This window comes from Lacticaseibacillus chiayiensis, from assembly GCF_004123795.1.
GTDB classification, from domain to species: Bacteria; Bacillota; Bacilli; order Lactobacillales; family Lactobacillaceae; genus Lacticaseibacillus; species Lacticaseibacillus chiayiensis.
Map to the genome: position 1 here is coordinate 50,686 of NZ_MSSM01000028.1, position 25,348 is coordinate 76,033.

General features: G+C 47.1%; 24 protein-coding genes and 2 tRNA genes. 10 read left to right on the forward strand and 16 right to left on the reverse strand.

The window, feature by feature from the left end; translation table 11 throughout:
• The 5 genes from glyA to BVJ53_RS10685 form a co-directional block, all read right to left on the reverse strand.
• Positions 1–1,233, reverse strand: a complete 1,233-nt coding sequence (gene glyA / locus BVJ53_RS10660; RefSeq protein WP_129302372.1) for a serine hydroxymethyltransferase — start codon at positions 1,231–1,233, stop codon at positions 1–3.
• A 175-nt stretch (positions 1,234–1,408) separates the two neighbouring features.
• Positions 1,409–2,431, reverse strand: a complete 1,023-nt coding sequence (locus BVJ53_RS10665) for an L-threonylcarbamoyladenylate synthase (protein ID WP_129302373.1) — start codon at positions 2,429–2,431, stop codon at positions 1,409–1,411.
• 81 nt (positions 2,432–2,512) lie between these two features.
• Entirely contained in the window at positions 2,513–3,343 is an 831-nt protein-coding gene (gene prmC, locus BVJ53_RS10670; RefSeq protein ID WP_129302374.1) for a peptide chain release factor N(5)-glutamine methyltransferase, read from the reverse strand.
• A complete protein-coding gene (gene prfA / locus BVJ53_RS10675; RefSeq protein ID WP_129302375.1) occupies positions 3,336–4,415 on the reverse strand; it encodes a peptide chain release factor 1 in 1,080 nt (359 codons plus the stop codon). Before prfA ends, prmC begins: the two co-directional genes overlap by 8 nt.
• Before the next feature lie 155 nt (positions 4,416–4,570).
• Positions 4,571–5,161, reverse strand: coding sequence for a thymidine kinase (locus BVJ53_RS10685; RefSeq protein ID WP_129302376.1), 591 nt, complete (start codon positions 5,159–5,161; stop codon positions 4,571–4,573).
• Between the two features lie 127 nt (positions 5,162–5,288).
• Between BVJ53_RS10685 and BVJ53_RS10690 the strand changes: the two genes are divergently transcribed.
• On the forward strand, positions 5,289–6,641 hold the full coding sequence (locus tag BVJ53_RS10690; protein ID WP_129302377.1) for a Mur ligase family protein: 1,353 nt from the start codon (positions 5,289–5,291) through the stop codon (positions 6,639–6,641).
• Between the two features lie 105 nt (positions 6,642–6,746).
• On the opposite strand, the gene BVJ53_RS10695 is transcribed toward BVJ53_RS10690, so the two are convergent.
• Positions 6,747–7,760 (reverse strand): serine hydrolase domain-containing protein, encoded by a 1,014-nt coding sequence (locus BVJ53_RS10695; protein ID WP_129302378.1) that lies wholly within the window; start codon positions 7,758–7,760, stop codon positions 6,747–6,749.
• A gap of 35 nt (positions 7,761–7,795) precedes the next feature.
• Positions 7,796–8,662: a VOC family protein gene (locus tag BVJ53_RS10700; protein ID WP_129302379.1), complete on the reverse strand. Its 867-nt coding sequence runs from the start codon at positions 8,660–8,662 to the stop codon at positions 7,796–7,798.
• A gap of 377 nt (positions 8,663–9,039) precedes the next feature.
• Here BVJ53_RS10700 and BVJ53_RS10710 point away from each other — a divergent pair, with 377 nt between their 5' ends.
• Positions 9,040–9,798, forward strand: a complete 759-nt coding sequence (locus tag BVJ53_RS10710) for a flavodoxin family protein (protein WP_129302380.1) — start codon at positions 9,040–9,042, stop codon at positions 9,796–9,798.
• Between the two features lie 124 nt (positions 9,799–9,922).
• Here BVJ53_RS10710 and BVJ53_RS10715 read toward each other — a convergent pair whose 3' ends face one another.
• From BVJ53_RS10715 to BVJ53_RS10730, 4 genes are all read right to left on the reverse strand, one after another.
• Positions 9,923–11,809 (reverse strand): ABC transporter ATP-binding protein, encoded by a 1,887-nt coding sequence (locus BVJ53_RS10715; RefSeq protein ID WP_129302381.1) that lies wholly within the window; start codon positions 11,807–11,809, stop codon positions 9,923–9,925.
• Positions 11,809–13,539, reverse strand: a complete 1,731-nt coding sequence (locus tag BVJ53_RS10720) for an ABC transporter ATP-binding protein (protein WP_129302382.1) — start codon at positions 13,537–13,539, stop codon at positions 11,809–11,811. The genes BVJ53_RS10715 and BVJ53_RS10720 overlap by 1 nt, the downstream gene beginning before the upstream one ends.
• Before the next feature lie 59 nt (positions 13,540–13,598).
• Positions 13,599–14,258, reverse strand: a complete 660-nt coding sequence (locus tag BVJ53_RS10725) for a TetR family transcriptional regulator (RefSeq protein ID WP_129302383.1) — start codon at positions 14,256–14,258, stop codon at positions 13,599–13,601.
• A gap of 204 nt (positions 14,259–14,462) precedes the next feature.
• Entirely contained in the window at positions 14,463–15,182 is a 720-nt protein-coding gene (locus BVJ53_RS10730) for a histidine phosphatase family protein (RefSeq protein ID WP_129302384.1), read from the reverse strand.
• Between the two features lie 146 nt (positions 15,183–15,328).
• Here BVJ53_RS10730 and BVJ53_RS10735 point away from each other — a divergent pair, with 146 nt between their 5' ends.
• Positions 15,329–15,664: a hypothetical protein gene (locus tag BVJ53_RS10735; protein ID WP_129302385.1), complete on the forward strand. Its 336-nt coding sequence runs from the start codon at positions 15,329–15,331 to the stop codon at positions 15,662–15,664.
• The gene (locus BVJ53_RS10740) at positions 15,657–15,842 is read left to right on the forward strand and encodes a hypothetical protein (protein ID WP_129302386.1); all 186 of its coding nucleotides are present in this window, start codon (positions 15,657–15,659) and stop codon (positions 15,840–15,842) included. Before BVJ53_RS10735 ends, BVJ53_RS10740 begins: the two co-directional genes overlap by 8 nt.
• A 174-nt stretch (positions 15,843–16,016) precedes the next feature.
• Here the strand turns inward: BVJ53_RS10740 and BVJ53_RS10745 are convergent.
• Positions 16,017–16,087: transfer RNA gene (locus tag BVJ53_RS10745), tRNA-Gln, on the reverse strand.
• Positions 16,088–16,213: 126 nt separating this feature from the next.
• On the opposite strand from BVJ53_RS10745, the gene BVJ53_RS10750 reads away from it, so the two are divergent.
• Together BVJ53_RS10750 and BVJ53_RS10755 are read left to right on the forward strand one after the other, a co-directional pair.
• A complete protein-coding gene (locus tag BVJ53_RS10750) occupies positions 16,214–17,644 on the forward strand; it encodes a C69 family dipeptidase (protein WP_129302387.1) in 1,431 nt (476 codons plus the stop codon).
• Positions 17,645–17,899: 255 nt separating this feature from the next.
• Positions 17,900–19,093, forward strand: coding sequence for an MDR family MFS transporter (locus tag BVJ53_RS10755; protein WP_129302388.1), 1,194 nt, complete (start codon positions 17,900–17,902; stop codon positions 19,091–19,093).
• Between the two features lie 82 nt (positions 19,094–19,175).
• Here BVJ53_RS10755 and BVJ53_RS10760 read toward each other — a convergent pair whose 3' ends face one another.
• The 4 genes from BVJ53_RS10760 to BVJ53_RS10775 all read right to left on the reverse strand — a co-directional run bounded on the left by BVJ53_RS10760 (position 19,176) and on the right by BVJ53_RS10775 (position 21,297).
• The gene (locus tag BVJ53_RS10760; protein WP_167470192.1) at positions 19,176–19,313 is read right to left on the reverse strand and encodes a hypothetical protein; all 138 of its coding nucleotides are present in this window, start codon (positions 19,311–19,313) and stop codon (positions 19,176–19,178) included.
• A 267-nt stretch (positions 19,314–19,580) separates the two neighbouring features.
• Positions 19,581–19,652 (reverse strand) — tRNA-Glu (locus tag BVJ53_RS10765).
• Positions 19,653–19,814: 162 nt separating this feature from the next.
• Positions 19,815–20,282 carry a nucleoside deaminase gene (locus BVJ53_RS10770; protein WP_129302389.1) on the reverse strand — a complete coding sequence of 156 codons (468 nt, stop codon included), beginning with the start codon at positions 20,280–20,282 and terminating at the stop codon, positions 19,815–19,817.
• A gap of 97 nt (positions 20,283–20,379) precedes the next feature.
• Positions 20,380–21,297 carry a Gfo/Idh/MocA family protein gene (locus tag BVJ53_RS10775; RefSeq protein WP_129302390.1) on the reverse strand — a complete coding sequence of 306 codons (918 nt, stop codon included), beginning with the start codon at positions 21,295–21,297 and terminating at the stop codon, positions 20,380–20,382.
• 482 nt (positions 21,298–21,779) lie between these two features.
• Here BVJ53_RS10775 and BVJ53_RS10780 point away from each other — a divergent pair, with 482 nt between their 5' ends.
• The 4 genes from BVJ53_RS10780 to BVJ53_RS10795 all read left to right on the forward strand — a co-directional run bounded on the left by BVJ53_RS10780 (position 21,780) and on the right by BVJ53_RS10795 (position 25,248).
• Positions 21,780–22,943: a glycosyltransferase family protein gene (locus tag BVJ53_RS10780; RefSeq protein WP_129302391.1), complete on the forward strand. Its 1,164-nt coding sequence runs from the start codon at positions 21,780–21,782 to the stop codon at positions 22,941–22,943.
• Positions 22,944–23,071: 128 nt separating this feature from the next.
• Positions 23,072–23,833 (forward strand): sunset domain-containing protein, encoded by a 762-nt coding sequence (locus BVJ53_RS10785; protein WP_129302392.1) that lies wholly within the window; start codon positions 23,072–23,074, stop codon positions 23,831–23,833.
• The gene (locus tag BVJ53_RS10790) at positions 23,833–24,684 is read left to right on the forward strand and encodes a DNA/RNA non-specific endonuclease (protein WP_414467451.1); all 852 of its coding nucleotides are present in this window, start codon (positions 23,833–23,835) and stop codon (positions 24,682–24,684) included. Before BVJ53_RS10785 ends, BVJ53_RS10790 begins: the two co-directional genes overlap by 1 nt.
• A gap of 276 nt (positions 24,685–24,960) precedes the next feature.
• Positions 24,961–25,248, forward strand: coding sequence for a putative quinol monooxygenase (locus BVJ53_RS10795; RefSeq protein WP_049172245.1), 288 nt, complete (start codon positions 24,961–24,963; stop codon positions 25,246–25,248).
• The last annotated feature ends 100 nt before the right edge of the window (positions 25,249–25,348 follow it).

The following is a 25,348-nucleotide window of genomic DNA, read 5'->3' on the forward strand; positions in this document are numbered from 1 at the left end:
CTATGATAAGGGATGTCGGGCTGTCAGCGCAAGGACTTCTTGACGGATCTGATCCAAAGCCGGTCGATCATCGCGATGTGCAATCGCTGCACTGATCAGTTGCGCAACCCGCTTGCTTTCTTCTGGGGTAAAGCCGCGAGTGGTGATGGCCGCTGTGCCGACCCGAATGCCGCTAGTCTTGAACGGACCGTTTTGCTCGCCTGGGATCTGGTTTTTATTGGTGGTAATGTCCACTTCGTCCAATAAGTCTTGGACTTGTCGCCCATTGACGCCATAACCCGTGACATCGATTAATACCATGTGATTATCCGATCCGCCGGAAATCAACCGTAAGTGCGGATCCTCATCAAAGCCGGCAACCATTGCCTGCATATTATCGAGAATCTGTTGGGTATATGTCTTGAATTCGGGCTTCAACGCTTCACCCAGTGCAACGGCTTTAGCAGCGATTACATGATCCAGTGGTCCACCTTGAATCCCCGGGAACAAAGCAGAATTAATGGCTTTCCCATATTCAGCCTTAGCCAAAATCATCCCACCACGCGGCCCACGCAGCGTCTTATGCGTCGTGGTCGTCACAACGTCTGAATACGGCACCGGATTCATATGCACTCCGCCAGCAACCAGTCCGGCAATATGTGCCATATCCACCATTAAAAAGGCGCCGACATGATCGGCAATTTCACGGAACTTCTTGAAATCAATCCCGCGACTGTATGCCGAGGCGCCCGCCACAATTAACCGCGGCTTAACCTGTTCCGCCTGTTCCCGAATCTTGTCATAATCTAAACGTTCAGTTTTAGCATCCAAGCCATAATGGTAAAAATGATATTCCTGGCCGCTAAAACTGACAGGACTCCCATGAGTGAGGTGCCCACCATCGGTCAGATCCATCGCCAAGACTTTATCGCCGTCTTCCAAAAAAGCTCGATATGCCGCCATGTTAGCCTGGGAGCCAGAATGCGGCTGTACATTGGCGAACTCGGCACCGAAAAGTTTCTTCGCCCGGTCAATCGCCAGCTGCTCGGTCACGTCTATGTATTGGTTACCGCCATAATACCGATGACCAGGATAGCCTTCAGAATACTTGTTGGTCAAAACCGAACCTTGAGCAGCGCGAACTGCGGGTGAAACAATGTTCTCCGAGGCAATGAGTTCAATATTATGCTCCTGACGTTCTTCTTCATGATGAATGGCGCCGAAAACTTGTGGGTCTTGTGCCATAAAATCCACATCTACCATCTCCTCTTGAATGCGATCCTATACCCAACTTGAAACTATTAAACACCTTTCTTCGAATTGTCTATTACCTAAAACCGTTAAAAAGACCGATACAGCAACACTAATGTACGTTAATTCAAATAAAGCCAGCTGACAACCACAAGCCAGCTGGCCTTATTATAGCAAATCAAAACGAATCTGTTGGCATATTTGGTTGAAAGTGCATATTTCCAGCAGATTTAAGGAGGCGATTCATGTAAGCCATACTCAATTCACTGTCAGAGAAAGCTTGCGCCAGCACAAGTGTCACATCTGGATGAAGGTCAAACCACCGCAAGCCAGCAAATAGTGCATGGGTCGCACTTTCAATATCGCGTCCTAACGAATAGCCAGGCACATCGGAAAACTTGGCTAAAATTTCATCGGTTGCCAAAATACCATAAGTCTGACCCGTTGTTTTCGCCCATTCGACTGCTGCGGCAAACTCACTGGGATCGTCGACAACAACGACTTGAGCAGATGGCGCATAATGTTTGTATTTCATGCCTGGTGCTTTCGGCGCTTCATTCTTGCCGACGTGGCGCACCGCAGAGTCGACCGGTCCCAATATCGGTTCCAATTCATTCGGGCCAATTGCCCCCGGGCGCAGAATTGCTGGCGGGGTCACGGTTAAATCAACGATCGTGGATTCCACCCCGACTCGCGTTTGCCCATCGTCAAGCACGCCGGCAATTTTTCCTGACAGGTCATGTAACACGTGATCGGCCGTCGTCGGGCTCGGCTTGCCTGATGTATTTGCTGATGGGCCGACAATCGGAACGCCAGCTGTGGCAATCAACTTACGCGTCAAGGCATTATCGGGATTGCGAAAAGCGGCCGTCTGCAAGCCCCCTGTCACTTTCATGGACAAGTGCCTAGGCAAAATATTCAGAATCAACGTCAATGGTCCCGGCCAAAAAGCCGCCATTAGTTTAGCTGCTGTAGGGGTAATCGTTGCATACTGCCCGACCATCGCCGCATCCGCCACCGTTACGATCAGCGGATTGTCTGAAGGCCGACCCTTAGCTGCATACACTTTACCTACCGCATTCACATTGGTGGCGTCAGCACCCAGGCCATAAACCGTTTCTGTTGGAAAAGCGACTAACTCGCCGCGCTTTAAAGCAGCTGCGGCTTCCGGGATATCAGATTCATGATAACGTTTTGACAAATTTTTTTGCCTCCATCTTTCGTCTATTGCTACGTAACGCCAAAAGAACCGGTATCACGTCGATTCTTCATCGGCAAATGCCTAAAACTGCAACTTCGCCATACGCGGATGGCCGGCCATGTCCTGCCGAAAACTCACCTGTGCTTGTGGTACTTTTTCCGCAAATAACTTCTGTAATGCCGGTTGTTGCCGGTAACCGAATTCTAAATAAGCGGCTCCTTCGTCATTCAGATGTGCCGGTAACGCTACGATAAATCGTTCAAAAAGTGCCAGACCGTGATGATCGGCAAACAAGGCCAACTTGGGTTCATAACGCAACGTACTTTGATCCATCACTGGCGTTTCTCCAGGCGCAATGTATGGCAAGTTAGTGACCACAAAATCAAAACGCCCCGGCAAGTGACTAAATAAATCACTCGTCACAAATTGTACCTGAACGTGTTGTGACTGTGCATTCTGCTTGGCGACTGTCAGTGCTGCTTCGGACACGTCACTTAGCGTCATCGCAACATCCGGTAGCTGACGAGCCAAGGTAATACCGATTGCACCGCTACCGGTTCCTAGATCCAAACCGTTTCGAGCCGCCGTCTGTTCTTTTGCGACCCAATCAACTAACTCTTCCGTTTCAAACCGCGGAATCAAAACTGCTGGGGTGACTTTAAACATCGCACCAAAAAACGGCGCGACACCGGTAATATATTGTGCCGGCTCAAATTTAATTAGACGTGTGACATCTGCTTGAAATTGTTGCCATGAAGCATCGGGCATCACATCTTGCCGATGCAAAATCAATTGACTTGGCGTCCAATTAGCCCGTGTCATTAAAACATACCGTGCCCCATCAGGATCAACTTGGTGTTCTCTCAATAACAAAGACGCCCATTTGAGCGCCTCAGCGTACGTTTTAGACATTGAGCGATTCCATCTTCTGAGCTTGATCGTGGACGATTAAGGCATCAATAATTTCGTCAAGGTCGCCGTTCATGATGCGATCCAACTTATTAAGCGTCAAGCCGATCCGATGATCCGTTACCCGATTTTGCGGATAATTGTAAGTGCGAATTCGCTCGGAACGATCGCCAGTCCCAATGGCATTTTTACGCGTCTGATCGTACTTTTCTTGATTTTCAGACTCGTAATAGTCGTAGACCCGGGAACGCAGAATTTGTAATGCCCGTGCCCGATTTTCTTGCTGGCTACGTTCATCCTGCATCGATACGACAATCCCAGTTGGAATGTGCGTCATCCGCACTGCGGAACTGGTTTTATTGACGTGCTGACCACCGGCACCTGACGAGCGATAAACATCCGTCCGAATATCTTTGGGATCAATTTTTAGATCCACTTCATCATATTCGGGCATCACGCCAACAGTTGCCGTGCTGGTATGAACCCGGCCGGCGCTTTCGGTCACGGGCACACGCTGCACTCGATGCGCCCCGTTTTCATACTTCAGCTTGGAATAAACATTGTCGCCGGTAATCATGACGACGACTTCTTTGTAGCCACCCACTTCAGTTGGCGTCGAATCAATGATTTCTGCTTTCCAACCTTGGCGTTCAGCGTAATGCATATACATATTCAATAAATCACCAGCAAACAAACTGGCCTCATCGCCACCGGCAGCCCCGCGAATTTCCATGATAATGTTTTTGTCGTCGTTAGGATCCTTCGGCAGCATCAGAACCTTGATCTTATCTTCAAGATCGGCTTTTTGCTTTTGCAGATCATCAAGGTCTTCTTTGGCCAGCGCCTCCATATCCTCGTCTTTACTCTCACGAAGCACTTCTTCGCTTTCCTTGATGTCGGACAATACCTGCTTGTACTTTTTATAGGCAGCGACGACATCCCGCATCCCGCCTTCTTCCTTCGACAAAGCCAGATACCGCTTCGTGTCGCTGATAACCTCAGGATCCGACATCAATTCTTCCAATTCTTCATAACGATCCAAAAGACCGTCCAGTTGTTCAAAAATCTTATCCATTTGTCCTCCTGTGAGCGTGAGCAGGAGCGCTTAGAAATCAGAGTGTAAGTGGCCTTGGGCGTGATGGCCCGGTCTTAGGCCATTACGCCCAAGGTCCTTACACTCTGATTTCTGCGACTGCGAACGCGTTATGATCGTGCGTCAGCAACTACCCACTAATCCTGGTGCTCAATCTTATCTAACGGCGGATGAAAATAATGATGCCGGCAAACTGGGTAATACGACTCATTGCCGCCAATCAAAACCTGCTCGCCTTCATAAATCGGCTTTCCGTCATGAATCCGCAAGTTCATAATGGCCTTTTTGGCGCAAAACCAGCAAATCGTTTTCATTTCTTCAATTTTATCTGCATACAGCAACAGGTATTTAGAACCTTCAAATAGCTCGTTGCGAAAGTCATTCTTCAAGCCAAATGCCATGACCGGAATATGCAGCTTGTCAACAACGCACGCAGCTTCAAAAATGTGATGCTTTTGTAAAAATTGGGCTTCGTCAATCAGCACACAGGCCGCGTGCGGGTCTGTTTCTTTGATCGTTTCATATAAGTCCGTGTCATGCTTGATCGGAATCGCTGTCCGTTCAAACCCGATTCGACTGGCAATCAAGCCAACGCCGGCCCGATCATCTAAGGCGCTGGTCATCAGAATCACCCGTTTATTTTGTTCCTCATAATTATGCGCGACTTTCAAAATTTCAATGCTTTTACCTGAGTTCATCGCACCATATCGAAAGAAAAGCTGGGCCATATGCCGCCTCCATCTAAAATCTCACAGCTCACAGTATAACGGATTTTTTTTGCAAAGAACACCGTGACTGCCGGTTTACTTGTCGTTTATGCTAAAATAGTCCCATTAAGTTGAGAGGAAGAACGCCGTGGCATTTTCAGCAAAAGCCAGCCTGGCAACTGCCATTGGTCGCAGCAGCTACTGGTTCTTACACACATTTTTAAAAGGCGGGTCAAGCCTCCCTGGCAAACTCGCCAATAAAATTGATTCGCACGTTTTGCAGGCGCTAGGTCGTGACTATGATGTGATCGTGGTGACCGGTACCAATGGGAAAACCCTAACCACGAGCTTAATCGTCAAAGTACTTAAACAAAAATATCAAGAAGTTTTGACCAACCCCACCGGCTCGAACATGTTGCAAGGCATCACCACTGCTTTCCTGGCGCAACCCAAACATGGGCACGGCCGAGGTATTGCGGTTCTGGAAGTCGACGAAGCCAACGTTGCCCCAGTGGCTGCCCAGTTAAAACCGAAAGCTTTTGTGCTAACCAACATCTTCCGTGATCAGATGGATCGCTATGGTGAATTCTACACGACCTATCAAAAAATTCTGGACGGCGTCACCCTTGATCCTAAAGCCGTGGTGCTGGCTAATGGGGATGCCCCGATTTTTAGTTCCCGTAAGTTGCCCAATCCAGTTCATTATTACGGCTTTACGTTGACTGATGAAGGTGATCATAAAGCCCCACCAAATACGGATGGCGTCTTGTGCCCAGTCTGTCAACATATCTTGCATTATCACGCCATCACCTATGCCAACCTTGGCAATTATTTCTGCCCCAACTGCGGTTTCAAACGGCCAGAGCTTAAGTACCAAGTAAATGTAGTGACCAAAATGACCCCGCAAAGCAGCGATTTCGTCATCGACCGCCAGCCTTGCCACATTGATATCGGCGGCACGTACAACATTTACAATGCCTTAGCCGCTTTCACTGTTGGTCGGACTTTTGGCGTCAGTCCTGAACAAATCAGCCAGGCTTTCGCATATGACGAGAAAGTTTTCGGCCGCCAAGAGGTCATTCAGCTCGGTGACAAAAAGTTAACCTTGATTTTGGTGAAAAATCCGGTCGGCTTGAATCAGGTACTCAGCATGATCGAAACCGCCAAGCAGCCTTTTGGTTTTGCCATGCTACTGAATGCCAACTATGCTGATGGTATCGATACCAGCTGGATTTGGGACGGTAACTTCGAGAATTTTGTTGCTAGCAAAAAAGCCGCGACGTATCTGGTCGGCGGCGAACGCTACAAAGACATTGCATTGCGGCTCACAGTCGCCGGTGTTCCGGAAGACAAACTCATGACGCAACCTGATCTTAACAACGTGATCGTCGAGCTGCAAAAAATGCCGCAGCAGCAGCTTTATGTTTTGTCAACCTATACGGCAATGTTGCAGCTGCGCAAAAAGTTGAGCGAAGGCGGTTATATTAAGGCGGGATTTTAAGTTGAACCCACAAACGCGATTGTTGCAAAAAAACAGGACCTGATTATCAAAGAGCCCTGTTTTTTTTTGACGCTTGACCAAGATTGGCGATTATTCTTACTGGGTTCAGGACTCTTTCGCCTCTGCATCTGGCTCGGTCGCCAAAAAGCGTTGCACAAGTTGGTCGCGTTTGCCCAGAAACTCGCGACTAGGCTGCGGGTGGACACGGTTTGTCAACACGATCAGTGCCAGTTGACTTTGTGGCTGAATGAGCCAGAAAGTGCCAGTATAGCCCGTATGGTAAAGCCACCGTCGTCCCTGACCATCACGCCGCAGATCCCAGCCAAGGCTGCGACCGAGCTGATGGGCCGTCCAATCACGGGTTAGTTGCTTGGCATGATCTGGCCACATTGACGCTTGCTTTTGTCCAAAGAAGTATTGCGTGAACATCTCCAAGTCGGCCAGACTCGCAAACAAGCCGGCCGCACCGCTATGCCGACCCAAGATAGCACTTTTGGGATCGTGCACCACCCCGCGCCGCAAGCCGGCAACCGGATCGTAAGTGGTTGGCACGCACTGTTCCGGATCCGGCTGAAACGTTGCTTTGGGCAAACCAAGTGGACGCAGAACCTGTTGCGTGATAAGCGTTTGAATCGGTTGGTGATAGATCTGTTCCAAAGCCCAACCGACCAACAACAAATTCACATCTCGATAAACCACTTTGGCATCAACTTCGTCCGTCACTGCTAGTTGTGTCAAAAGGGCACGTTTCAACGCTGGCGCCGGCAAGTCATCCCGATGCGGAATATATCCTTCCAGCCCAGACGTATGCGTTAAAGCCTGCCGAAATGTGGTGGGGTGCGGAAACGCCGGCAAAAACCGTTTCAACGGCATCTCCGGTGCAACCAGTTTCTGATCCCAAGCCTGTAAAAAGACGGTGGTGGTGCCAATAACCTTTGTCAGAGACGCGACATCATAAAGCATCCCCGACCGCAACGGTGCTGATGTGGGCTGCCATTGTGCCTCGCCGCTCACCTGGCTCTGAACATCTTTTCCTGTCATCAACGCCACACTAAATCCGGGTATGATACGCCCAGTCACCCACGCCTGCAACTCCGCTGTGATCGCTTGAAAATCCATCCTTGCCTTCTTCCCGACGCCGAGTCACAACCATACTACGCCACGCGGAACCACAGCGTGAGCCGATTAGGACCGGCAATCATCAAAAATTGATTCTCATGATGATAATCGTAGTCCGTTAAACCGGCCGCATCAAGGTTCATTAAGATATTCTCCATCGCCATTTTATCCGGTAAAATAAAGCTTACATAATCCAAACCGTACATATCAGGCGTTGGCAATAATAACGTCTCTTCCAACCGCAAATTAATGCCGATGTGGTGCCGATAATCACCCGCAGCCAAAAAGACTTCACCATTATTGGGGCTGGGCTTTTCCCGAAAACCGAGTCCGTCTTCCAGATAATGACTGGTACTGGCTAAATCGGCCACCCGAAACTGAACGTAACCAATGGTCGTCCCGGAAGGCAATCGATCATAGTCCCGCGTCACGCGTTTACCGATTTCAGCAGGATCAATGATTTCTTCGGTCTCGTCTTCCCAGTTGTATTGCCGTTCCTCTTGATACTGCTCAATTGCTCGATCAATCGTAAACGCAACGCCATTGCCTTCCGGATCCTTAGCCAAAAAGCCTTGCTGATAACCAGTTTGAAAGGCCTTCGTCAATGGCTGATCCTGTTTCACAATTCGATACGCTGCTCCCAGCGCCCCCGGATTCGGTAGCAAAATCGCAAAATGATCCAATCCCGATACCGGTTTCTGCGGTGAGAGTCCTTTAATTTTGTGCAAGACGACTAAAACCTGTTGATTAAGGCGAGTTCCCAAATAAATCGTATCACTATTTTGGCGCAACAAATCCAATCGGGCGACCTGCTGGTACCATTGGCTCACCTTGGCCAAGTCAGCAACTTTAAGTGCAATAAAATCCACACGCGTTTCTTCTGGCAATGCAATTCCTGCCATGTTCATCCGCTCCTTGTCTGTTTAAGCACCGATTGAGTTCCGGCTCCCCAATTCGGTCTGTTGCCAACAGCATAATGAGTCGTCTCATTTTTTGCCAACAAAAAGCTCGTGATTTGAAACTTCATGGCTTATCTTGCCGGTTTTGAATAACAAAGACACTTGCCAAGTCTTGTTATCTTTCTTACAGTTATAGACGATGGGGTTGTGTAAAAAAGCAGGGAAGAAACGGGGGTTACGCTCCACCATAATGCGTTCGCCAGCGCAGAAGTTTATGTGTAAGGACCATGGTCGCAATGGCCAAGCCAGGGCCGTCATGCTCAAGGTCACTTACACAACGGCTTCTAATCGCGTCGGTTCACGCTCAGGAGGTTTTTCAAATGAAAATATTAGGTGTTTACGGCGGACAGGATCCCAACGGATTGACGGCGAGTCTGGTTAAAGCCGTTTTGTCCGGGGTGACTGCGCCTACCACCACTGAATTCGTTGATTTAAATCAGTATCAGATTCGGCCGGACGTTCCTGATCAGGCCAATCCAACATTGGATGAACTTGAAGCTAAGCTGAAAAGTGCCGATGTGTGGGTTTTAGGCACCCCAACCTACTTCGGTACGGTTGCCGGTCAGTTCAAACAGCTGCTCGACTGCATGCGCCACCGAATGACGCGCATGACCAAAAACGGTGATACGTTGCCCGGCATTTTCAAAGATAAACATTACGTCAGTGTGACCAGCTGTTTTGCGACCGGTCTGGATAACACGTTTACCCATCAAACCGATGCTACTTTGGTGGCGATCGATAAAGCCATGACGGCAGCCGGTGTCCATAAAATTGCCGAATTGGTGCTCCCGCATACTTGGGGGATGACGACTTTGCCGAAAGCCAAAATCAATCAGGCGCATATGCTGGGAACGAAACTCGCAACTTTTAAAAAGAAGGATGATGAGACTTTGAAACGTTACATATTATTATTTGGTATGATTGCGGTCATGGCCTTGGCCACCATGGGCATTCAGCAAGTCTTACCAGGAGTGGCAACAAACTTTTGGTGGCGCTATGTCAGTTTTGTCGTGATCTTCTTTGTTCTACTCTCTTGTCTATTGCATTATGCTACGTTTATGCGGCACAAGCGGCGTTAATCGGCCAGTCAGTCATCAAGGTTAAATAAAAAATAGCCTCAGAGAGATAACGTCTCTCTAAGGCTATTTTTAACGGCGTCCAGTTAAGCTTTAGCTTGCAACACAGTCACGATTCAGAAAGAAACTAAATCGCAACGTTGCCGCTAAACTGGCTATTGTACAAGTCTGCATAGAAGCCATTCTTAGCCATCAATTCGTCGTGATTGCCCGTTTCAACAATCGAACCGTGATTCATCACAATGATATTATCAGCGTCACGAATGGTTGATAGCCGGTGGGCAACAACGAAACTGGTTCGGTCGGTCAGCAACCGATTCATCGCGTGTTGAATATGAATTTCGGTTCGTGTGTCGACAGAACTCGTTGCCTCGTCCAGAATCAGAATTTCCGGATCGGCGACAAACGCCCGGGCAATCGTCAACAACTGCCGCTGCCCTTGGGAAATGTTGGATGCTTCTTCATTCAGAATCGTATTATAGCCATCTGGCAACTGGCGCACAAAGTTATCAACGTGCGCTGCTTTGGCTGCCGCGAGTATTTCATCATCTGTGGCATCTTCGCGACCGTATTTCAGATTATCCCAAATCGTGCCGGTAAACAGCCAGGTGTCCTGAAGCACCATGGCAAAATGCGAACGAACATCTTCCCGCTTCATATCACGGGTATCCGTTCCATTCAGTCGGATTGAACCGCCGCTTATATCATAGAAGCGCTCCAGTAGGTTGATAATCGTCGTTTTCCCGGCACCGGTTGGCCCGACAATCGCGACCATCTGGCCAGGTTTCACTTGCAGATTGTAATCTTTCAACAACAGCGTATCCGGTGTATAGCCAAACTGGACATGATCCATGACTAATTTGTTCGAATCATTCGGCACTGCCGGCACACCAGACGGGTTGTCCTGCATATCCTCTTCGTCCAATACGGCGAAAATCCGTTCTGCACTGGCAATGGTCGACTGAATCGTATTTGCCAAATTAGCTAGTTGCGAGATTGGCTGGGAGAACTGTTGCATATATTGCAAGAAGGCTTGGACATTCCCCAAGGTAATTGTGCCGTTAGAAACTTCAATCCCGCCCATGATTGCTACAAAAACGTAACCAATGTTATTAAGGAAAGTCATCAAAGGCATAATGATGCCGGAAACAAATTGAGCCTTCCATGCAGCATCATAAAACGCCTGGTTTTGGCCTTCAAAGTCTCGAACCTCGTCATCTTCGCGGTTGAAGCTCTTAATAATAACCTGACCGCCATAAGTTTCTTCAACCTGGTTATTCAGTAGCCCCAGGGCCTTTTGTTGAGCGGCAAAGAAGCGCTGCGACTTCGGGGCAACGATGCCAACAACAATTAAACCAAGCGGAATCGTCACCAGCGCGATCAAAGTCAATTTCCAGGAAATGGTGAGCATCATCCAGATAGTTCCGACAAACATAACAGCACTCGTGACCATCTGCGTGAGACTCTGTTGCAAAGTCGATGCAATATTATCCATGTCGTTAATCGCCCGTGACATAATGTCGCCATTGCTATGCGTATCATAATACTTGATCGGAACGGTTTTCATCTTGTATTTCAGATCTTTTCGCAGCTGATAAACCGTATTCTGCGAAATTCGCGTCATGATAAACTGCTGCAAGAAACTAAATAAGGCACTGCCCAGATAGAGAATTAACACGATTAGAATAATGTGCTTGATCTTGTCAAAATCGATCGGATAACTGCCAATCCCCATCCCGGCTTTTTGCTCTGCTTGGCCTTTCATTACACCTTTAAAGATTTCGGTCGTTGCTTCGCCTAAAATCTTCGGTGTGCGAATCTGAAACACCGTCGAAACAATGGCTAAGACCAGTACGGCAATGAGACCGATGAGACGATTACGCATATACCCGAATAGTCGCCCTGTTGTTCCCCAGAAATTTTTCGGTTTTTCAACGAGACCGCCTCGCGCACCTGGCCCCATTCGTGGACCGGATGATGGCCGCTTGGTGCTGTTTTTTTGATTGTCTGCCATTATTTCTCGTCCCCTTCCCGAATCTGTGACTTGATGATTTCCTGGTAAGTTGGGTTGGTAGCTTTCAACTCAGCGTGAGTGCCTTTGCCGACCATTTTACCTTCATCCAAGACAACAATCGTGTCAGCATCGGCGACTGTGGAAACCCGCTGGCCAACAATCACAACAACTTTGGTTTGAATCTTCATATCAGCTTTCAACGCTGCTCGTAAATTGGCGTCGGTTTTAAAATCCAAGGCCGAAAAGGAGTCATCAAAAACGTAGATCGAAGCATCCTTCACCAAAGCACGGGCGATGGCTAACCGCTGACGCTGCCCACCGGAGAAGTTACCGCCGCCTTGTTCAACTTGATAATCTAAGCCTTCAGGATTACTTTCGATGAAGTCACGCGCTTGGGCAATATCCAACGCGTGCCAAATATCGTCATCCGTCGCGTTTTCATTCCCGTATTTCATATTGTCACGAACGGTTCCGGTAAATAGATTGGCTTTTTGGGGCACAAACGCGACCGCTTCATGCAGCTTCTTCAAGTCAACATTTTTAACATCTTCGCCGTCAACTCGAACCGTGCCTTTTTCAACATCGTAGAACCGCGGAATGAGATTCACCATCGTGGTTTTACCGCTCCCAGTACCTCCAATGATCGCCATCGTTTGGCCACCTTTAACATGAACGTCGATATCACGCAACGCTGGTTCTTCAGCGTGATGATAACGAAACTGAACATGGTCAAATGACAAATCAGGATTAACGGAATCCAACGCTTTTGGTGATGCCGGTGTGGCAATCCGGCTTTTCTGGGCCAAAACTTCATTCAGACGGGCTGCTGATGCCTGTGCCCGAGGAATGAAAACAAAGATCATGGACAGCATCATGAAGCTCATCAGAATCTGCATCGCATAAGTCATAAACGCAATCAGGTTCCCGGTTTCCAGTGCTTGATGGGCGATTAAATTACCGCCCCACCAAGTAATCCCGATATTCGTACCGCTCATGATCAACGTCATCACAGGGAGCACCGCAGCAATAATCGAGAAGACTTTGACCGCATTATGCGTATAGTCCTGGTTGACGCCTTCAAACCGATCTTGTTCAAAATCATCCTGCCGAAAAGCTCGAATGACCCGGACACCGGTGAGTCCTTCACGGAACACCAGATTAATATTGTCGGTTTTCTTCTGCATGGCTTTAAACAGCGGCACTGCAAAGTACATGATGATCAGTAAGAACAACGCCAGCAACGGCAAGCTAACCAGGAAAACCATAGTTAAGGTGTGACTCTTTTGGTAGGCAAGGAAACTAGCACCAATTAACATAATCGGCGCCATAATCATCATCCGCAAGATCATCATCCAGACGTTTTGGATCTGCGTCACGTCATTGGTTGTCCGCGTGATCAGTGAGCTCGTTCCCACTTTATCCATTTCATCATGGGAATAGTTAATAACTTTGCGATAAACGTCTGAACGTAACCTTTGGCCCAGCTTTTGCGATGTGCGCGAAGCCAAAAAGACGTTGCCCACGCTAGCAAGAATACTGAGGAAGGCAAATAGAATCATTTTCATGCCAGTCGCCCAGATATAATTAATATCACCCTTAGCGACCCCGTTGTTAACGATATCGGCAGTCAGATTCGGTAAATACAAATTGCTCATCACCTGAACAATCATGAATAAAACAGCGCCAATAACGGCTATGCCAGACATGCGATTCTTTGCAAGTTTAAGCATAATTTCCTCCTAACAGATGCTTTTCGGACCCATACAGGCAGTCCGGTGTTTTATGTTTCCTAGTGATGATTATGATCATCATTGGAAACGCCAAATTGCAACCAATCGAGAAGCTGGTCACCGCGTCGTTTGAGTTCAGCGACTGTGATCGGCTTACCTTCAGCCTGGTTGGAATAATAATAGGCAATCGTCTGTATGAACATACCGACAATCTGACGAATCAGTAAACTAACCTCATCATCTGCCCGAATACGAAGCCGACTGCGATCAATGCTGGTCAATAAGAAATCATGGATCTCCTGATGACCATGAGGCGGCTTTAGAAATGGCGCCTTAGACCCGGCCATTTTAGCGGCGCTATGAAAATCCATGTGTAAAAAAACGTTCCGATACAAAGCCGCATGCGGCCCATGTACTAGTGCCGTAATGGTTTTGCCGAAAAATTCTGACATGGCAGGAAACAGATCACCGTGATGCTTTGTCATGACCTGTTGCAAAGTCAAAACAGTCCGTTGCCGCACGGTTTTCAATAAATAAAAATACAGATCCGATTTGTCATCGAAATATTGATAGTAACTACCACGTGGAATGCCAGCATGCTTAATAATATTACTAATACTGGTTTCATTAAACGGGGCGCGGGCAAATTCTTGATACGCCGCGTCCATTAGCCGCTGTTGCTTTGCTTTCGGCAAGCGGAAAAATGTTTCTTTGGGCATGGTGACCCCCTTTCTGCTCCGAGTCCTTTAGCCCGAATGACTGTTGCTCGTTTATGACAATCCGTCATATGACAAGGTGTCATTATAAACGGTGTTCTTTAAAAAAGCAATCAAAAAACGGTAACTTCAGTCAAAAGTCCGAAATTACCGTTTCACCTAACACTTAAATCGTGCTGGCATCAAAATCATCCACGGAACTTGAGGTCATTTCGATTTGTTTTTAGCGGCATTATCATCAGCTTCCGGCTCTTCATGGCGTAAGGCCAAGATGTCCTTTTCCCGTGTCAGATTCACGCCGCGAACCCGCATTTTCCGATTCACAATATCAATTCGCGTCACACTGGTATTTTTCAGCAAGCTGAAGGGCAACTGATCAGGTACCAGCTGATAAATTAAAGCACTTAAAAGCAGGCCATGCGAGACGACCAAAATATCGCTACTATCCGGACTCTGAGCATCCACCTGTTCAAAGGCTTGGCGGGAACGCACTAACAAATCGGGAAAATCTTCCGCTTGATGGGTCGGATCGGCGTTGCGAATGGATCGGACCAATCCCGGAAACCTTTTTGCGCCGACCCAAGCCCGACAAGACGTTGTCAACCCATATCGGCGAATCGTCCGTGCCATAATGGCATTACCCGGATCACCTTCCAAGCCGCCAAAATAATATTCACGCAAGGCTGACAACGCCACTAACGGCGGCTTTGGTTCGTGCCCGGCAAGAATTCGCTTGGCTGTTTCCAGTGTCCGCGTTCGATCACTCGAAAACGCTTTTGCAAACGGTACCGGCTGCAATAATTCACCCAACCGATCGGCCGCATCTCGCCCTTTTACAGTCAAATTAGCATCCGTAATGCCTTGCAATAGCCGCGCCGCGTTCATTGGCGTTTCACCATGTCTGACTAAATATAGCCTCTTGGTCATTTTGACACTCCTATAAATTTGCGTCATTGATGTTTCAAGACGATCTGTCGGCAGATATTTCCCAGTTTGAAAATAGACCGCCTCACGTGCTATCTTCATCCATGTTATCATGAAATCCGTAAGCATCTTTGAATGGAGGCCTTTTTTTGATTGACGCAGCCATCATGATCCTGGCATATGCCCATGACCATCCGCAAAGTTATCTCGTCCGCCAAGTCCCTTATCAAAACGTCGCTAGCATTCTGCTTGACGACCGCGTGATCTTTCCTAATCAACAACTCTTCTTCCCGCCTAATCGGTTACGAGTCATCCGATTACCGGAACACTTTTCTTTTAACAACCCTGAGCTTAGCGCTTGGCTACTGAGTCTATTGCCTGAGTTAGGCGAAGACGTTGAAACCCGATCCACTAACCAGATGTGGATGACCACCAGCCATCTGACAAAGGCTAAGCGCTTGCTGATTGAGGCATCGTTTGAATAGCGCCGTCAAAGCCTTCTTTACCCGCGGATTACGCGCGGTGCTGATGGCTTTCTTTTTATTCATCGCTAGGGCGTTTTTAACTTGGCCGTGGCTAGCCTTTATGATTGCGGCTTTTTTAATCTATGCCTGCATTTGCTTTGCTTATGCCGGCTTTTTAGCGTGGACACAGCGGCTTTGAGGGTTTGCTTGGTACAAATCGTCATCAGGACGCACTCGCCGGCTCCTAACAGCAATGGCACCCAATCAGCCCGCAATTTTGCAAAACAAAACATTATTTTCTGTAGACGAAAAAAACAGAAACCTTTTCATCAAGGCTCCTGCTCTTATCGATAAACTATCGTCGTATCCAAGATTGGGTAGATAGGGATCGAACCTATGATTATGGATTCAGAGTCCACTGCGTTACCACTTCGCTACTACCCAGTAACTTAACAACGAATAATATCTTAAAAAATATTTGCGCGGTTGTCAACGACTTTTTTTACGGAGGTGCAAAAAAACTGATTCTGTCGTAAACTGTTACCAATACTTAAGAAGTGAGGCGCAAGAATGAAAATTGAATCTGCATGCACTTCGATTCTGGTGGGTAAGAAGGCCAGTATCGATGGTTCAACGATGATCGCTCGTAACGATGACACGTTTAGTCCCCTGACACCGCAACGGTTCTATATGCACGCTGGATGGAAAGGTGAAAAATCATTACACGTGAAGTCACCGCTTAATGGGTTTGAAGCGGACTTGCCGGAAAATGGTTATCGCTATAATGCCGTTCCCAATGCCGAAAACGATAAGCTCGGTGATTACGAAGAAAGTGGTATCAACGAGCGCAATGTCGCGATGTCCGCAACTGAAAGTACTTACGGTAATGAACGGGCGTTGGGCTTTGATCCGCTTGTCAAAGACGGCCTCGATGAAGATCTGATCGTCAACATGGTGCTGCCATTCATTGAATCCGCGCGCCATGGCGTTGAATACCTCGGCCAGCTGATCAAACAATATGGTTCACCTGCAGGTAATTCCGTTCTTTTCTCTGATAAAGACAGTGTCTGGTACATGGAAATCGTCACCGGCCATCACTGGGTCGCTCAACGTATTCCGGACGATGCTTATGCCATTGCGGCCAATCAAGTTGCCATTCAGCAGGTTGACTTCGAGGACACCGACAATTTTGCCTGGAGCGAAGGCATTCAGGAATTTGTTGAGACCCATCATCTCAATACCGACAAAGAAGGCTGGAACTTCCGCCACATTTTCGGCACGATGAACGAAAAGGATCGCCACTATAACACCCCGCGAGTTTGGTACGGACACAAGCTGCTCAATCCGGAAATCGAGGCCGATCCTGAATCAGCTGATTTACCGTTTATCATGCAAACCGACCATTTGATCACTCGTGAAGATATTGCCCAGATTCTTGGCAGCCATTACAACGAAACGCCATTTGATCCTTATGGCCACGGTGCCGATGCCGAACGCTTCCGTTATCGCCCGATCGGCTTGAACCGCACCCAAAATTCCCACATTCTGCAATTGCGCAGTGATGTTCAGGAAGGCCTCGCCGCCATCATGTGGCTGGCAATCGGCATGCCGACTTTCAGCCCATATGTACCATTTTACTGCAACGCCAATGACACGGATCCTAGCTATTCGAAAACACCAAAGACGTTCGATCTCGACGCCGACTCTGCGTATTGGCTGCATCGCCTGCTCGATGTCTTGGTAGAAGCACATTACACCCAATTCATTCAGGCTGATCGTGATTATCTGACAGCCCTAAATCGCGATTATCGCGAAATGCTTCAATCCTTTGATAATGGTGCCAAGGAATTGAGTGCCAAGGAATTGACGCAGTATTTAACCGAAGCAAACTATAAAATCGTTGCCCACACCAAGGCTGCAACTAAAGCTTTAATTAACGATTATGTCATGGAAAGCCTGAAGTTATCAAAGCTCACCTTTAACATGGACAAGAATCTTTAACCAGGCTTTTTAACCAAGATAAGTATCACCCGTTCAATTATTTTGAATCAGTCAATTAGAAAACATCCTTGCTTCATTTGTGAGCGAGGATGTTTTTTATCGACTCATATTGGCTGTTTTGTCTCTTCGTTCAAAAACACTACTTTTCGCAAAAGCGCAATTGACCTCATGCCAAAGCTTGACGTACCATGACACTATTGCGTTATTGCCAAATTAAGCAGTGGACATAGCTGATCAGGTAAGGAGGCAATGTTGATGGCGCACGAAATCAGGTTACGCTGGCTGCTTACAGGAGCGCTGTTAAGTAGCATCGGGATGAGCTTCATCTGGCCACTAACCAGTATTTATCTGCACAATCGTCTCGGTATCTCGCTAACAGTTATCGGTGTCGTTTTATTACTGAACTCACTGGGCAGCGTTATCGGCAGCATTGTTGGCGGACGGCTGTACGATCAAAGCGATCCATACCGATTAACTCTTTTTGGGGTCGGTCTCACCGGACTTGTACTCATTGGCCTGACTTTTTGGCATGGTTGGCCTGCCTACTGCATCTGGTTAACCCTACTCGGTATCGGATCCGGCTGGAACATCACCATGGTCAATTCGCTTGGAACCAGTTTACATTCAAAAGACGGCCGTTACGTTTTTACCATGTTATATTTTGCCCAAAATGTCGGCGTTGTGATAGGGACGACGCTGGTCGGTTTTGTCTATGATATCAGCGTAACCTTACTGCTCTTAATTGCCGTCATTTTATATTCATTATTCTTCATGGTTGTGCTCACAAAGTTTCGGCCAGCTGCCAAAATAAGCAAAGCTCGGTCAAAAGAAGTTATCGTAACAGCAGAGAAACCATCTTTACCGTCCGCAAACAAATTGATGCTGACGACTTTCTTCTTTGCACTACTGGTTTTTTGGTTGATGTACCAGCAATGGTCCTCGAACTTGTCGGTCTATATGACAAGTCTTGGCATTCCGCTACGCAACTACAGCTTCTTATGGACGCTCAACGCTGCGTTAATTGTGGTCATTCAACTCTTTTTGAATTGGTTCAATGAACACGTGAATGGGATTCGCATTATCTACCAAATTCTGTTTGGCCTGGTGATGGTCGCCATATCCTTCCTCATCCTCATCACCGCGCGGACTTATACCTACTTCGTCATCGCCATGATCGCGTTAACTATCGGCGAAGCCACCGCCTCCCCTGCTATTCCCGCCTTGGTCAATGATCTGACGCCCCGCGCCATCAAGGGCCGTTATCAAGGCTTCGTGACTTCCTGGGGGTCCGTTGGCCGGGCACTCGGCCCGCTCTTTGGTGGACTGGTTATTGACTGGCTCAGTTACCGCAGTCTTTTCATCATCGCAGCAACCGGTGTCTTCACTTTAATCGCAATTCTCCTCTTAATCTGGTTAAAAACTCAGCGCAACTTGGTTCGGTATCAGTAAGATTCGAATTTTCAATATCGAAAAAAAGCCCCCATCTGTACCATTGGCAGTTAAGTTGCTGCCAACGACAGATGGGGTTTTATTATGCGGCTTTGCTTGTCGCTTTTAAATTATGAATGGCTTGTTCAATTGTTCGACCAGTTCCAAAATGATTCTGGTCATGCGCATCTATCGCCACAAACAACTGGTTTTTAGTATCGAGCTGAATTCGATATTGCATGATACTGTCGCCTCCATTTACAATCGTTTGGTTCTGCATGAGGGTGCTAGAACCCTACACTTTTTATGATAGAACAGTTGTCAAGGAGAAGAGAGTTATTCGTCTTAAATTATTAACATTTCAAAATTTCAACTTACAAGATTCTAGTGGTGACGAGGAACTTTTCTCAACTAAGAATATTTCTCTTTTCTCCCCAAAACAAAAAACCTCAAAACACCGTTATAAAGGCATTTTGAGGGTTTCGTTTTATCTGGTTTTTTCTAATTCTCACCCGTACGGGATTCGAACCCGTGTTTCCGCGCTGAGAACGCGGCGTCTTAACCCCTTGACCAACGGGCAATGAGTGGCGCTTTATCGTACCCAAACTATTCTACAGGAAACCTTAGAAAAGTCAACTGTATTTTGTCCAATACAAAGCCATCTGTCGACCGCAAGTGATTCCCTCGTAGCCTGGCATACTGTCCACGCCGCACTTGCAAACCAATGACAGCATTTGCACCGCTAATACAGTTTCTTTTGGGCTGTTTGATACGCTTTAAAAGCGCCAATCGTCATATCCCGATCATGCTGACTCAAGGTAAGCATTTTACCTTTCAACCCGTCATTAATAAAGTCATAGATGGCTGCATCCCGAAATCCGATCGCAGCAGCATCATCCGCCGTGTTGCCATAATAAACCTGTTTGATGTTGGCCCAGATGATCGCACTAAGACACATCGGACAAGGCATTGCCGAAGTATAAAGCTCGCAACCAGACAAGTCATGAGTATCCAGCACTTGCCCGGCTTTTCTTATGGCAGTAATTTCACCGTGTGCAGTCGGATCACGGTCGACCAAAACCTGATTATGGGCGCGACTCACTATTTCCCCGTCCTTGACGATGACGCAACCAAAAGGCCCGCCGTCTGATCCATTAACATTGGCAAGCGCCTCTTGATTGGCAATGTTCATAAACGATTTTTGATACATATGTTTTGTTTCCTCCACGACAAACTAGGCTGAGTGACCATCTGCTAATTGGTCCCATTTTAAAGTTTCGGGGAACAATAGCATGGACAAACAAGGATCATTCTTTAATCTGATTGACTAAATCTGCGACGACTGCATGTGCCAACTGACTGGTCGCAGGCGATACAGGATTCTTGCCGTTAGGATCGGCCACGGCCTGTACGAAGGCTTGAACCATTGAAGCAAAGCCACGTGTTTCCAGCATTGGCCGCCAGTTCGGAGCAAATGTTTGTGAAGCACCGGCGCGACCATAAACAACCAGCTGATCTAAATTCTGCACTCTTTGGACGCCACTTGGAGCCGCAACTTGCGCTTCCTCAAGATTTGTGCCGGCTTGTAAGTCAATACCCGCCTCACCACGAATACCAGGCGCTGTAAAGGTCACGCTCGCTTGTTGAAGTTGATCATCCGAAGTTGTATGCAAGGCATACCGCGTATTTGGCTTTTCAGGATATCCCGCTAACATGAGCGCAGTGTCCACTGGATGAATGAAAAGATCCCACAAGGCATGTTTAGTCTCATCAAGCGCATCAATTCGATTCTTGTCCACACGCACACCGGTCTTATCTGCTACTTGGGCCAGATCCTGAATCATCGGGGCAAACCGGCGATTAAAACCGACCGTTAACATGACGTGTTGGGATTCAGCCAAGTCATAAAGTTCATTAACCTGCCCCATATCGGTTGCCAGTGGCTTATCAACAAAGACATGCACGCCCTTTTCCAAAAAATGTTTGACATATTGATAGTGAGTTTCTGTTGGCGTGTGAATCATGACTGCATCAAGCTGCTTTGTGTCTAGCGTTTCCAGCGAATTTCCCGCCGCAGCCAGCCCATACTGCTTTGACAGTTGATGTAATTTATCTTCATCGCGGGTGCTCAACAACCACCGCACCTGATCTTGCATTTGTGCATAAACCGGCAAATACGCTTTTTGGGCAATTGTGCCCAAGCCCATGACACCAATCGTTAACATAACTTCACCTGTTCTTTCATTGATATGGATACTTTCACACTAGCACAGGCCTCTTCAAGGGTAAAGATAAGCATTTATTAGGATTTTTATATTGGCGACTTTCTGCGCTCTCTGCGCACCATTATAACGTGCTTAGTCTCTTTTATCGGCGTTGTCCTGAGATGCGATTGTCTACGCAGAGCTCGGCGTGTAAAGACGCTACCAAGACCATTGACACGCCAACTTCTAACTGCACCAGTTTCCAATCCGATTTCTAAACAGACTGGTTCACACCCTGATCTCGGTAAACTTGAAAACTTTCAATATTTGGCTTACGGTTATTATGTAAACTAAATTAATCTTTAGGTCTTTGCAGAATCGTTTCATTCGATCAGGTACCGTTACTGTAAAAAAGGCAGTGGTACCAAGCTTCTTTTTTCTACCCATTTTTTGCTTGTGACCTATATTATTCAGCACGCCAATCAATAAGAGGAGGAATGGCTGTGAAACCTGCAAAAACTAAATTTAGTGATGCACCTGATGGCAGTATTCACCAGTATGATCAGATACTTAAATACTTCAATGACCGGCAGGCTGATCAAACCAAGCCACGTGGTAATCGGATCACCTTTGTCACGACTGGAATTATTGGCTACGATGGCGGTCAAACGACGATGTTACACCTAGGAACGCTTTTGGCTAACGCGGGGTATGACGTTTATTACCTGAGTTATGTCCCACAAAGCCAAGATGAGATGATTCAAAACGCTGAGTTTAACTACCCTGGTTATAAAGGAACCTGCCTGCCAATGGGCGAACTCGAATCACATCAATCTGACATTTGGATCGCCACTTTATGGGAATCAGTTTATGTCATAAAAAATAAACCTGGCTATAAAATGTATTTTGTCCAAGACTACGAACCGTATTTCTACCCTTATGGCGACCGCTATCAGATGGCCCGACGTACCTATAGCCTTGGCTTGCACATGGTTTCATTGGGACCATGGTGCGCGCATATGATCACAACGCACTGCCAAGTCAACAGCCCAATTGATGTCATTAACTTTCCGGTTGATGTTGCTCGGTATCCATTTAAAGAACGGGATACCAAGCCGTATGCCAGCAAAAAGGAAATCAAACTAGCTGTTTATACTAAATGGAGTAGTCCACGCCGAGCCCCTGTCACCATTCAGATCGTCCTTGAAAACTGTCGTCGTTTGTTGCGTGCAAAAGGTATTGACCTTAAAATCAATTATTTTGGTACTGGCCGTAGCAAGCGCTTTATTAACGGTGAGAATCTCGGAAAACTCACACCACCAGAGCTCAATCAGCGTTATCACGAAGCCGATTTTGGCATCGCACCTTCGATGACCAATTTTTCTTTAGTCCCGTACGAAATGATGAGTGCCGGTCTTCCTTTGGTTGACTTCAAGGAAGGCACTGGCAGTTACTTTTTGAAAGACGACACCTACTTCTCTTGTCACCTAGATGAACGTGATCTTGCCAAAACACTTCAGGCAGCGTGTGCAAATCCTGACACGATTACGCAGCATATCGAGAAAGCTCAAGCTTATTTGAAAACGATCAGCTGGGAGCGAACTGAAAAAGACATGTTGGCAATTATTGCCAATCTATATGCCGATGTTGATGTTATAAAGTCATAAGTCAATAATTAAGTCCGACGCTTGCCGTTGGGCTTTTTTTTTGAGAAAATAAAGCTTAGAAATAAGTTCATACGAATATTTTTTAACAGAATATTCGTACAATGTCACTAGCAAATTTGGAGGGGAAAATGTCAACACTGGGCAGTTTATTTGTCATGCTCGGACTGATTGGTACAGTCTGGGGCACGATTCGTTTGGTGCGGCAACGCAAGCATCCATTAACGAAACGTTTCAACCTTATTTTATTGATCGGTGGGATTGTGCTCATGTTCGTGGGCAGTCCGATGGTCGACACACAACCGTCAGTAGTTTCGTCAGCGAAAACGACCACGAAGAAACTGACCGCAAAGCAGAAAACGCTTTTAAAATCAGAAAAGGCTCGTGGTAAGGTTTTGCTTGCAGCTAAAGCTAAGAAATCTTCAGAGCTAAAGGCGCTTACCAAGGAACAGACAAAGCTGGAAGATCAGCTTGACGCACGCGCATCATCATCCCGAGCGGTTGAGGAATCAGCGTCTTCAGCAGCATCAGAATCCGCGTCTCGGGAAGCTTCAGCCAGCAAAGTCGCCGCGTCATCTGCACAAGCAGCCTCTTCATCTCAAGCTGCCGCAGCCGCTGCGGCAGCTAAACAGCAAGCAGAAGAAGCAAAGAAGTCTGCAGCACAACAGCAACAGCAGCAACAGCAGCAACAAGCTGCTACAACTCAGCAACAGGCGTCTACCAATCAAGGCGATATGAATACTGCGGAGCAAGGTACCATTGTTGGCAACAGTCGTAGTATGATTTATCACGTTCCCGGTCAAGCAGGATATCACATGAACTCTGCTAACGCCGTTTACTTCAAAACTGAAGCTGATGCACAAGCTCATGGTTACCGAAAGGCGCTACGATGATGAAAAGAAAGATAATGAAATACCTCGCTCCCTTAGTTGTTCTGGGTGTCCTGTTAGTCGGCTGCAGTTCTGAAAGCAGCTCAAAATCACCCAAAACAGTTGTTGATCCGGTAGCTAGTCAGACCAAGCTTAACAAGAAAACTGCATCAGCTATCAGCAGTCTTGACGATGCGATCACTGACAAACGCGAACAGGTCAGCAAACTCAAAACAACGCTAAGTAAACAGGCACCAGAGGCAAAGGCATCAGAAGCCACAAACGGTTCGCCCGACGCCAGCAACTTAGCTAACCTTGATTATACTGGCCAACAAGAATTAACGGTCAACAATAACGATCCCGCTTTTAACAAAAGCGACCTTTCCACGGCAAAAGGTGCTTGGGCAACTTATAGCGATTTAGATAATCAAAACCGCGTCACCGATGCGAATGCACTTTTAAACAAATCGCTAATGCCCTCAGCCAAACGGGAACCACTCACCTGGAATCCAACCGGTTGGCACAACAAAAAGACGGCACATGGATGGCTCTATAACCGCAGCCATCTGATCGGTTACCAGCTGACTGGCGAAAATAACAATCCTAAGAATTTGATGACAGGCACTCAGACGCTCAACAGCCCGCTCATGTTAGCGCATGAGATGGATATCGCCTACTACCTCAAACAAAACAGCCAGCATTACGTGCGCTATGAAGTCAAACCAATCTTTCGTGGCAATGAGCTCGTTGCCCGTGGCGTCCAAATGCGGGCTCAAAGCGTTGGCGATGACACGGTTCGATTCAACGTTTATATCTTCAATGTTGAACCGGGATATACTATCAATTATGCAGATGGAACCAGTACCAAAAACTAAGACACAAAAATTCTTTACCGAAAGCCGTGAGACAACCTTGGTCCACACGGCTTTTTCTTCGGCCATTTTCAATTGTTGAAGTGGGTTCGTTCGTGATATTCCAAATCACTTTTTGGCACAGCCCCATCATTCAACTGTGATCTCACCCACTTGCAACAATTATGACGCTGTAAATCGTAGTAATCGGGTATAATGAAATTGTGTTAAGGTGTCTTTTTAAACGCCTCTGTTAATACATTACGCCACAACAAACCCAAACCCCCTAGGAGGATTCCAATGAAAGTCATTAATGTCACTTTGAAGGTAAAACCTGAGCTGACGGACAAGTATCGTCACTTTATCAGCCTGCTAGTAGAAGGATCGCGTGCCGAGGCGGGCAATCTTAGCTATGATCATTTTCAAAGCCTCACAGACCCCAACAAATATGAAATTATCGAGCACTGGCAAGACGCCGCGGCTGTCGAACTACATAATCAAACGGCACATTTTCAAAAGTTTCTAGCGGGGATTGATGACTTTTTGGCAGAACCGCTTGAGATTGTGCGGATGGATTATACGGAGTAGTTGAGATTGGGTCAAGGTCAAAGTTAACCTTAAAAATACAAAAGAAGTGAATACAAAAATAGCTCTAGAATCTGTTGAAAAATCCGAAGCCTTCACCAAA